This is a genomic window from Micromonospora sp. NPDC047756, assembly GCF_055587245.1.
On record NZ_JBVJGQ010000009.1, the window covers coordinates 353,352 to 363,202 of the forward strand.

The window sequence follows — 9,851 nt, forward strand, 5'->3', positions numbered from 1 at the left end:
CTGTGGGGGCCGGACGTGTATCACTTTCAGTGGTAGCGGGGACAGGATTTGAACCTGCGACCTCTGGGTTATGAGCCCAGCGAGCTACCGAGCTGCTCCACCCCGCGTCGACTGGATAAGACTAACTCACCCGTTCCGGGTGATGATCAGTGGGGTCGCCATCCGCTGTGGCACGGCACCCCGCAATGTCGAAAGCCCGCCTCCGGTGAACCGGAGACGGGCTTCGAACTGGCGTTTCTCTCGTAGCGGGGACAGGATTTGAACCTGCGACCTCTGGGTTATGAGCCCAGCGAGCTACCGAGCTGCTCCACCCCGCGTCGGTTCGCTAACCGTAGCGCACCGACCCGGGACACCGCAAAGCGACTCCGATACCGCCGACCCGGACAGCTCTGACCTGGGCGTTCTCAGTCGAGCCAGCTCTCGATCGCCGCGACCGCCCGTCGACTGTCGGCATCGAGCTGGGACCGAACGGCCGCCGTGTGCTCCCAACCCTGCTCCCAGAGCACCGTCACCACGTCGCCGACCCGGACCGCCCGGACCAGCCGAACCTCCTCCGCACCCGGCTCACCCATGCCGTCCGGCATCGGAGCCCGCAGCTCGAACAGCACCGACCCGTCCCCGTACGCCCCCGAGGTCAGCAGCCGCTGTCGCCACGTCCTGCTGTCGTCGGGCAGCTTCTGGTCGGGGCAGCCGCGCACCGCCTGCCGCAGCTCCCGCAACGCGTCGTCGGCACGACCCGCCCGGTAGATGGTGATGGTGTGCCGGTAACTGCCGTCCGGCACGTGCCCCGTCGGCGTCTCCGGCAACTTGAAGGCCAGGTACCGACCACGGCGTTGGATCATCGCCGAGTCGCTGGGCAGGCGCGCACCGCACAGCGTCGGCAGTGCCGGACCCTCCAGCGAGGATTCCAGTCCGGTCCGATTCGGAGCGGCCAGCACGAAGAAGGCGCGGTCCGGGATCGAGGTGGGCGGCCGAGGTGCCGCCGGTCCGGTGGTGGTCGGCTGCGACGGCGTACCGCTCGGGGTGGTCTGCGACGGCGGCGGCGGTGTCGAGGGAGTCGGCGTGGGTGACGGCCGGGAGTTAGCCGTCGCCCCGGTCGGCGGCGGGCCAACGGTGCCGGCGGGCGGCGGTGCGGAGCCGTCCGCCGGGTACGCCAGTCGGCCACCGACGGCAACCCCACCCACGAGCAGCGCCACCGCGAGCGTCGAACCGGCCATCCGGGCTCGGGCCCGCCGGTCGGCGAACCGCCGAAGCGACTCGGGACGGGTCAGCTCGTGCCCGTCCGCGACGGTGCCGAGCGACCGGTACAGGTCGGAGAGTTCAACTGACATCGTTCGCCTCCAACTCCACGACGCTGAGGTCGGGCAGCAGCGCGGCCAGCCGGGACCGACCCCGGGACAGCCAGGACTTCACGGTGCCGACCGGCACGTCGGTCTCCCGAGCGATCTCCTCGACGGACATGTCGAAGAGGTAGTGCAGGGCCAGCGCCTGCCGGTGCGTGGCGGGCAACTTCCGAAGCGCTCCGACCAGGAGCACCCCGTCCTCACTGGGCGGGGGTGCGACCGCCGGCGGTCCGGTGCGACTCAGCACCACCCGCCACCGGTGCAGGCGCCGCCAGCGGTCGGTCGCCAGCCGGGCCACCACGAGCCGCAGCCACGCCTCCGGCGCCGGATGCGACGACAGTCGCCCCCACTGCCGCCAGGCCCGGGTGTACGCCTCCTGCACCAGGTCCTGCGCCTCACCGTGGTCGCCGGCGACCGCGTAGCCGTACCGCAGCGTCCGCCGCGCGGTGCTGCGGTAGAAGTCGTCGAAGCTCTGCGTGTCCCGCACGACTGTTCCCCCTCGTCCCCACCCCGTTGCAGTGAGGACGGCGGACCGGCGTCGCAGGTTGCGGCCCAGGGCAGCGCTGTCGGTGACGTGACAGATCCGCACAGATCAGGCCAACGGCCGAGCCCCCGCCACCCGGACCTGATGCGGTCCGAGTGACGGGGGGCTCGGGGAGGAACTGCGTGCGGTGGCGGGTCAGCCTCCAGCACTCGGGCTGGCACCCGGCGCACCAGCGGCCTGCTGCGCCTGCTGGAACGCGGTGAGCGCCTCGTCGAGGGCCTTCAGCGCACGCCCGTACCGCTCGAAGTCGCCCGACGTCTGCGCGGCCCGGACCTCGGTGATCGCGGTCTGCACCCGGTCCGCGGCGGCAGCCAGGTCACCGGTCGGCGGTGGGGTGCCGGCGCTCGGGGTCGGCGTTGGCGCCGCCGTCCCCGAAGGCGTCGGCGTCGGCGTCGGGGTCGTCGGGTTGCCCCCGGTCGTCGGCGGCGGCGACGTGCCCTGCCCGGCCTTCTTACCCTGCTCGACCAGTTGCTTGATGCCGTCGTTGATGTTGTCGGCGAGCGCCACGAAGGAGCCGCCGTCACCGTACGAGAGCAGCACCTTCTGCAACAGCGGGTACGCGTCCTGCTGGTTGCTCTTCACATAGACCGGCTCGACGTAGAGCATCCCGTCGGCGAAGGGCAACGAGAGCAGGTTGCCGTACTGCACCTGCGCCTGGTTGCTGGAGAGCAGGTTGAGCTGCTGACGGATGTTCGCGTTGTTGGTCATCTGCTGGTGCACCTGCACCGGGCCGGAGATCCGGGTCTGATCCGGCAACTCCAGCACCTCCAGCCGGGGCTGCCCGTCGACGTACGACCCGGAGATCAGCGCGGCGAGGTTCTGCCGGCCGTTGGGGGTGACCGCCGAGGTGAGCTGGAACCGAGGGCTCTCCTGCCCGGGGAACTGGGTGAAGAGGTAGTACGGGGGCTGCTTCTGACCGCTGTCCGGGGCGTCCGGCACGTTGGGCACCTGCCAGAAGTCCTGGGCGGAGTAGAAGTCGCCCGGGTTCGTCACGTGGAACTTGGTGAGCAGGTTGCGCTGCACCTTGAACATGTCCGCCGGGTAGCGCAGGTGCTCGTTCAGCTCGACCGGGATCTCCGCCTTCGGCACCACCAGATCGCCGCCGAACGCCTTGTTCCACGCCTTGAGCACCGGGTCGGTGTCGTCGTACTCGTAGAGCTTCACGGTGCCGTCGTACGCGTCGACGGTGGCCTTCACCGAGTTGCGCATGTAGTTGACGTCTTCGCGGGCCAGCTGGAAGGTGCCCCGGTTGGTCAACTCGTCGGTGGTCTCGGTCTGCAGGTTGACCCGCTCCGCGTACGGGTAGGAGGCCGCCGTGGTGTAGCCGTCCACGATCCACTGCACCCGACCGTCGACCACCGCCGGGTACGGGTCGCCGTCCAGGGTGAGGAACGGCGCGACCTTCTCCACCCGGTCGCGCGGGTTGCGCACGTAGAGCAGCTTGGAGTCCTTGTTCACCGCCTCGGAGAGCAGGAAGTTCGACTCCTGCTCCTTGATGGCGTACAGCAGTCGCCGGGTGAAGGAGCCGATCTCCACGCCGCCCTCACCGGTGTAGGTGTAGGACTCGCCGCCGCCCTCACCGACCGGCCGGTCGAACTCGGCCTTCTTGTTCGGGTCGGACTGCCCGACGATGGCGTAGTCGTCGGCTGCCATCCGCTCGCCGTAGTAGATGCGCGGCTGCTTGGCCGGAATCTGCTCGGTCTGCGAGGAGCACGCCTCCTGGGTCTTCTCGCCGAGGAAACCGGAGACGAAGAACGGCTGCCCGCCGCAGACCACCTGGTTGGCCGGGGCGGCCACCAGCCCGTACCCGTGGGTGTAGACGGTGTGCCGGTTGATCCAGGTGTTCTGCTGGTCGGTCAGCTCGCCGTAGTTGATCTCCCGGACGCCGACCACGTAGTCGGAGACCTTGCCGTTCACCCCGTACCTGTCGATGTCCAGCTTCGGGCCGAAGTCGTAGAAGCCACGCACCTGCTGGAGCTGGGTGTACGTCTCGCTGACCAACTGCGGGTCGAGCAGCCGCACGTTCGACACCACCGAGGTGTCGGTGGCCAGGTTCCCCGGTGGGGTGAGGTTGTTCGCCGCGTACGGGGTCGTCTCGGTGGCGCCCAACCCGAACGCCGCGCGCGTCGCGTCGATGCTGCGCTGGATGTACGGCGCTTCCTTGTCCTTGGCACTCGGCTTGACCTCGAAGGTCTGCACCGCCCAGGGGTAGATGCCGCCGATGGCCACCGCGGACACGCCGAGCAGCGCCAGCGAGATCCCCGGCCAGACCAGGTTCCGCATCCAGGCGTTGGAGAACACGAGGATCGCGATGGCCACCACGATCGAGATGTAGGCGAGGATCTCCTTCGCCGGCAGCAATGCGTTGACGTCGGCGTAGCCGGCGCCGTACAACTTGGCGCCCTCGTTGTACTCCAGCAGCATGGCCCGCCGGTCCAACACGTACGCGATCGCCTTCAACAGCACGAAGACCGCGACCAGGGTGCTCAGGTGCGCGCGGGCCGCGTTGCTCATCCGGTCCCCGACGCCCTGCAGGCGCACCCCGCCGAAGAGGTAGTGCACCGCCAGCGCGCCGATCACGGCCAGCACCACGGCGGTGAAGGCGACCCCGAGCAGGTAACGCCAGAACGGCAGCTGGAAGACGTAGAAGCCGATGTCGACACCGAACTCCGGGTCCTTGACGCCGAAGTCACCGCCGTTGCGGAACAGCAGCCACTGGTTCCACCGGTTCTGCGCGGACAGACCGGCGAAGAGCCCGACCACCGCGGCGGTCAGCGCGATCCAGGTGCCGAGACGCGGGCTGAGCAGCATCCGGTAGCGCTCCAGCGTCGCCTGCTCCACCGAGTGCGGACGCAGTCGCGGGCGCAACCGGTAGGCCAGCCACAGGTTGCCACCGACGATCACCGCCATGCCGAGGCCGATGGCGAGGAAGAGCACCAACCGGGTGAGCAGGACGCCGGTGAAGACCTCGGTGTAGCGGACCTCGTCGAACCACAACCAGTCGGTCCACGCCTGGACACCCCAGCCGAGCAGGGTAAAGAGCACGAACACCCCGACCAGGACCGCGATGGTGACGCGCCCGCGCCGGCTCATCCTCGGGAGGGGGCTGCTGCTACGCATGACCACTGTTGGCTCCGCACGCTCGATATGATCGGCTCCGACCAGGCACCCAGAGTACGGGGTGTTCCTGAGCGTGTCGGGGCACGGTCACACCGGTCAGCAACGCGTCGGCTGACCACCCGCGCGCAACGCCTCCAGAGCGGTCATCGCCTCGTCCAACGAGCCCACCCGCAACAGCGGCAGATCGGGCTGCGGATTGCGGACCGCCTCCGCGCAGTTGTCGGCCGGCACCAGAAAGACCTTCGCGCCGGCGCGCTTGGCGCCGACCAGCTTCTGGGCGATCCCACCGATCGGCCCGACGGCGCCCTCGTCGTCGATGGTGCCGGTGCCGGCGATGATCTGACCGCCGGTGAGATCGGCCGGGGTCAACTTGTCCACGATCCCCAGGGCGAACATCAGACCGGCGCTCGGCCCACCGATGTCCCCCAGGTCGATGCCGAGCGTGAACGGGTGCGGCTGCTGCTGATCGATCTCCACACCGATCCGCGGACGGCCGTCCTGCTCCTGACTGGTGACCGTCGCGGTGGCCGGCGTGCCGTCCCGGGTGTAACCGATGGTCAACGCCGTGCCCGCCGGCTTGGCCCGGACCAGCTCGGTGACCTTCGCCGCCACCGGCACCGGCTGGCCGTCGACCGAGGTGATCAGATCCCCGACCTTCAGCGCACCGGCCGCCGGGCCGTCCCCGGCCACCGTCTTGATCACCACCTGCACCGGAAAGCCCAACTCCCGCAGCGCTGCGGTCTCCGCGCTGGTCTGCGACGCCTTGAAGTCCTCGGCATTGCGCTGCTCGACCTGCTCTGTCGACTCCCCCGGCGGGTAGACCAGCTCACGCGGCACCACCGCCTCGTCGTCGGAGAACCAGCCGGCGATCGCCCCCCGCAACCGCACCGAGGGTTGCACCCCCACCGTGGTGAGCCGCAACTGGCCGGCCGAGGTCGAGGTCTCCCGACCGGTGACCTGGATGACCTCCTTGCCGTCTTCGGTACCGAGGGTGTTGACCGTCGGCCCCGGGCCCAGCACCACGTACGGAATCGGCACCCGGAGCACCCCGATGCTCAGCAGGGCGGTGAACAGGGCACCGAGCAGGACCGTCAGGCCGCGACGTCTCATGCCGCAGAGCGTACCGACCGGTTGCGGCCCGCCCGCCGGATGCGCCGCGCGACTTCGCCCTCAGCGCAACGCCAGCGGCGGCTACCTGGGGCGCGGTCCGCGTACCGTAGATGTCGTGCCTGATATTCCGTTCGGTTTCGCGCTTCCGGGTGGGCAGCCACCAGACCCCAACGATCCCGCGCAGATGCAGCAGTTCATGTCGCAGTTGCAGCACCTGCTCTCCGCGCCGGGCAGCGGGCCGGTCAACTGGGACCTGGCCCGGCAGGTAGCAGCCAGTCAGCTCGCGGCCGCCGGTGACCCGGCGGTGTCGATGTACGAGCGCAACGCGGTCGAGGAGGCGCTGCGCCTCGCCGACCTGTGGCTGGAGCCCGCCTCGGCGTGGCCCAGCGGCATCCAGAACCCCGTTGCGTGGAACCGCAACGAGTGGATCTTCAAGACGCTGGACGTGTGGCGCAAGCTGTGCGACCCCGTCGCCAGTCGGATGGTCGGCGCGATGGGCGACCTGGTGCCACCGGAGGCGCGCGCCCAGCTCGGCCCGATGCAGTCGATGGTGGCCTCCCTCGGTGGCGCGCTCTTCGGCGGTCAGCTGGGCCAGGCCCTCGGTTCGCTCGCCGCGGAGGTGCTCTCCGCCGGCGACATCGGGCTGCCGCTCGGTCCGGCCGGCACGGCCGCGCTGATCCCGGCCAACATCCGGGCGTACGGCGAGGGCCTGGAGCTGCCCGAGGATGAGGTCCGCCTCTATGTGGCGCTGCGCGAGGCCGCCCACCAGCGGCTGTTCCAGCACGTCCCGTGGCTGCGTGGGCATGTGCTCAGCGCTGTCGAGATGTACGCCTCGGGCATCCGGGTCAACCGGGAGGCGATCGAGGAGGCGATGGGCCGGGTCGACCCGACCGACCCCGAGTCGATGCAGGCGATCGCCCTGGAGGGCATCTTCACTCCGGAGGACACTGCGGCGCAGAAGGCCTCGCTGGCCCGCCTGGAGACCGCACTCGCCCTGGTCGAGGGCTGGGTGTGCCACGTCGTCGACAGCGCCGCCAGCGACCGGCTGCCAAACGTCGTCCGGCTGGGCGAGGCGTTCCGCCGTCGCCGGGCCGCCGGCGGTCCCGCCGAGCAGACCTTCGCCGCGCTGGTCGGTCTGGAACTGCGGCCCCGCCGACTGCGGGAGGCCGCGGCGCTCTGGGCCGCGCTCACCGAGCACCGTGGCATCGAGGGCCGCGACGCGATCTGGGGCCACCCGGATCTGCTGCCGTCGGACGACGACTTCGCCGATCCGGTCGCCTTCGCGATGAACGACATGGATCTCAGCGAGCTGGACAGCTTCGACTTCACCGCCCCCGGCGGAGTGGAGGAGAAGGCCCCCGGCCAGTCGGATCAGTCGGGGCGGCCCGGCCCGTCCGACGAGACCGACGGCGAGGGCGACGCCAGGTCCTGACCCCCGCCCGTTGACGGCCTGCGCCGGGGGTGTCCGCAGATCCACGGCGGGCACCCCCGGCGTGTTCGGCGGTGCCGACAGTTCAGGTGGGTCGGCGCGCCCCGGAGAGGTTCAGGTGGGTCGGCCCGCCCCGGAGAGCAGGGCGCGGGTCGCTTCCCAACCCTCGAAGGCCGGGTCGAGCGTGGCCAGGTCAGCCGGGCCGCGCAGCCGTCGCCAGCCGGTGGTGACCGCCACGTCACCCGGGCGCGGGGCATTGGCGCGCGCCTCAGCCGGCGTCGCCGTGTCCAGCTCCAGCGTCGGCAGCCAGTCGGGCGCGGGCAGTCGTACCGCGACCCCGAGCAGACCCGGGCCACCGCCCTCGACCGGAGCCACCGCGACCGGCCGGCTGGTGAGTGGGCGCAGCAGTTTGCCGACGGTCAGGGCGGGCAGGTCGGGCACGTCACTGACCAGCACGGCTGCTTGGTCGTACCCCTCCAGCGCGGCGAAGACGGCGTTCGGCGTCGGCTCGGCCACCTCGTACACCGCTGTGCCGGGCCACACCAGCGCATCGGCCAGGGCCCGGTCGGCCGGGGTCACCGCGACCGCGACCTCCACCTCGTTGAGCGTGGCGAACAGGTCGATGACGTCTTCCGCCAGCGCCGCCCGCCACTGCGCCCGGTCGACGCCGGGCGGCGACCAGTGCACCGGCCCGAGCAACGCCACCACCACCCGTCGCGCCATCCCCCGACCCTAGCGCCCCGCCCAGCCACCCGACCCGCCCGACCCAGGTAGCTGAGCGGGACCCGGCGGCATGATCGACTCGGGTTCCATGAAGTCGCGGTGTCCCGGAACTCCCGACAGCGCGGTATTCAGGAGCGCGAGTGGATCTAAGCGTTCGCGTCCCCGGCGGCACCCAGCGACTCGGCCCGCGTAGCCACCGGCTCGGGGCGGCAGTGCGGGATCAGGTGGGCAGCGGCGCGCAGGAGGAGGCGGCGGCGACCCCTTCGAGGTAGCCGCGGGCGCGTTCCGCCTTGGGATAGCGACCGACGAGCGCCCAGAACCGGGCGTTGTGGCTGGGCACGATGAGGTGCGCCAACTCGTGCAGCACCACGTAGTCGATCACCCAGTCGGGCATCTCCTGGACGCGGTGCGAGATGCGGATGCTGCGGTCCGCCGGCGTGCAGGAGCCCCACCGGCCGTTCTGGTTGGTGACCCATCTGACGCTGGCCGGCACCGCCTTGGCGGCGTATCCGGCGAGGTAGAGGTCGATGAGCCGGTTGGCGCGAGCCAGCAACTCGTCGTCGGACCGGGCGAGGCGACCCTCCCGGGCGGCCAACCGGGCGAGCATCCGGTCGACCCACTCGCTCTCCTCGGCACGGGAGAACTGGTCGGGGATGAGGACGACCACTCGCTCACCGTCACGGTACGCGGACACCGTGCGTCGTCGACGCTGACTGCGTCGCACCTCGACGACCGGCTTGCGCGTCCCCGCCATCACTGGGCCGCGCAGCCTCGACTACGTGTCACGAAGGAAAGCTAATGCCCACTGACCAGGGGTCCGCAAGGGTCAACCGCACGACACGCGCCCAGAAAATGGTGATTGGTCGCCAGGCGTCCCGAAAATTTCTTGACCGCAGCGCCATCACGCCGTCTCGTCACCCTTGGTGAACGCCGACGGCGCCGGTGCGCGGCACATCTCCTACCGTAGGTGATCACCGTCCGAGATGCGCCGGGGAGGCACCCGCACGGGTGGCTGTCAGGGTTTGGTCGGCGTGTCCCCGCCAAACTGACTTATCCGACCTATTTCGCCATGCACACTCTCGACGTCGACTTGCTCACAGTGTCGATGCACAGCTGACATGGAACCGCCCAGACCTGGGTAGGGTCCGCGGACCAGCGGTCACGAGGGTGGCCGCGGAGTGAGACCCAGCGCCGGCGCCCCGTGTGGCCCGCCGCCGGGCACCCCGCCGGGACGGTTTTGACCGGCGGACGAGACGAGGAGGGCACCGTGGCCGACCAGGCCCAGACGACCTACAACGGTTACTGCGTGAAGTGCAAGGAGAAGCGGGACTTCGAGGGGCACGTCGAGGTCTCGAAGACCGGAATGAACATGGCCAAGGGCAAGTGTCCGGTATGCGGTACAACAGTGAACCGCATCCTGGGCAAGGCCAAGGTCTGACCCGAACGGGTGAACGGGGGTGGGGGGGGCGGGGGGGCCCCCCCCCCCCCCCGCCGAACGACCGGGGTGTGGCCCCCGCGGGCGCCCGCGCGGGGGGGCGCCACCCCGCGGGACGGGGGGTGTGAAAAAAGCGCGAGAGGACGA

8 protein-coding genes and 2 tRNA genes are annotated in these 9,851 nt (G+C 70.4%); 2 read left to right on the forward strand and 8 right to left on the reverse strand.

Translation table 11 applies throughout. The features are described 5' to 3' along the window. Positions 1–30 precede the first annotated feature (30 nt). From ACZ6NZ_RS29285 to ACZ6NZ_RS29310, 6 genes are all read right to left on the reverse strand, one after another. Positions 31–107: transfer RNA gene (locus ACZ6NZ_RS29285), tRNA-Met, on the reverse strand. Between the two features lie 136 nt (positions 108–243). Then, positions 244–317, reverse strand: a tRNA-Met gene (locus ACZ6NZ_RS29290). A gap of 87 nt (positions 318–404) precedes the next feature. Further along, positions 405–1,331, reverse strand: a complete 927-nt coding sequence (locus ACZ6NZ_RS29295; protein ID WP_465861118.1) for a hypothetical protein — start codon at positions 1,329–1,331, stop codon at positions 405–407. After that, entirely contained in the window at positions 1,321–1,830 is a 510-nt protein-coding gene (locus ACZ6NZ_RS29300; protein ID WP_465861119.1) for a SigE family RNA polymerase sigma factor, read from the reverse strand. The genes ACZ6NZ_RS29295 and ACZ6NZ_RS29300 overlap by 11 nt, the downstream gene beginning before the upstream one ends. 192 nt (positions 1,831–2,022) lie before the next feature. After that, positions 2,023–5,007: a UPF0182 family membrane protein gene (locus ACZ6NZ_RS29305; protein WP_465861140.1), complete on the reverse strand. Its 2,985-nt coding sequence runs from the start codon at positions 5,005–5,007 to the stop codon at positions 2,023–2,025. Between the two features lie 96 nt (positions 5,008–5,103). Further along, positions 5,104–6,117, reverse strand: a complete 1,014-nt coding sequence (locus tag ACZ6NZ_RS29310) for a YlbL family protein (protein WP_366607854.1) — start codon at positions 6,115–6,117, stop codon at positions 5,104–5,106. 115 nt (positions 6,118–6,232) lie between these two features. Here ACZ6NZ_RS29310 and ACZ6NZ_RS29315 point away from each other — a divergent pair, with 115 nt between their 5' ends. Then, the gene (locus tag ACZ6NZ_RS29315) at positions 6,233–7,549 is read left to right on the forward strand and encodes a zinc-dependent metalloprotease (protein ID WP_465861120.1); all 1,317 of its coding nucleotides are present in this window, start codon (positions 6,233–6,235) and stop codon (positions 7,547–7,549) included. 111 nt (positions 7,550–7,660) lie between these two features. On the opposite strand, the gene ACZ6NZ_RS29320 is transcribed toward ACZ6NZ_RS29315, so the two are convergent. Together ACZ6NZ_RS29320 and ACZ6NZ_RS29325 are read right to left on the reverse strand one after the other, a co-directional pair. Beyond that, the gene (locus tag ACZ6NZ_RS29320; RefSeq protein ID WP_465861121.1) at positions 7,661–8,269 is read right to left on the reverse strand and encodes a hypothetical protein; all 609 of its coding nucleotides are present in this window, start codon (positions 8,267–8,269) and stop codon (positions 7,661–7,663) included. 220 nt (positions 8,270–8,489) lie between these two features. Continuing rightward, positions 8,490–9,023, reverse strand: coding sequence for a M48 metallopeptidase family protein (locus ACZ6NZ_RS29325; protein ID WP_465861122.1), 534 nt, complete (start codon positions 9,021–9,023; stop codon positions 8,490–8,492). Between the two features lie 513 nt (positions 9,024–9,536). Between ACZ6NZ_RS29325 and ACZ6NZ_RS29330 the strand changes: the two genes are divergently transcribed. Continuing rightward, positions 9,537–9,707, forward strand: a complete 171-nt coding sequence (locus ACZ6NZ_RS29330) for a DUF5679 domain-containing protein (protein ID WP_167457767.1) — start codon at positions 9,537–9,539, stop codon at positions 9,705–9,707. Positions 9,708–9,851: the final 144 nt, after the last annotated feature.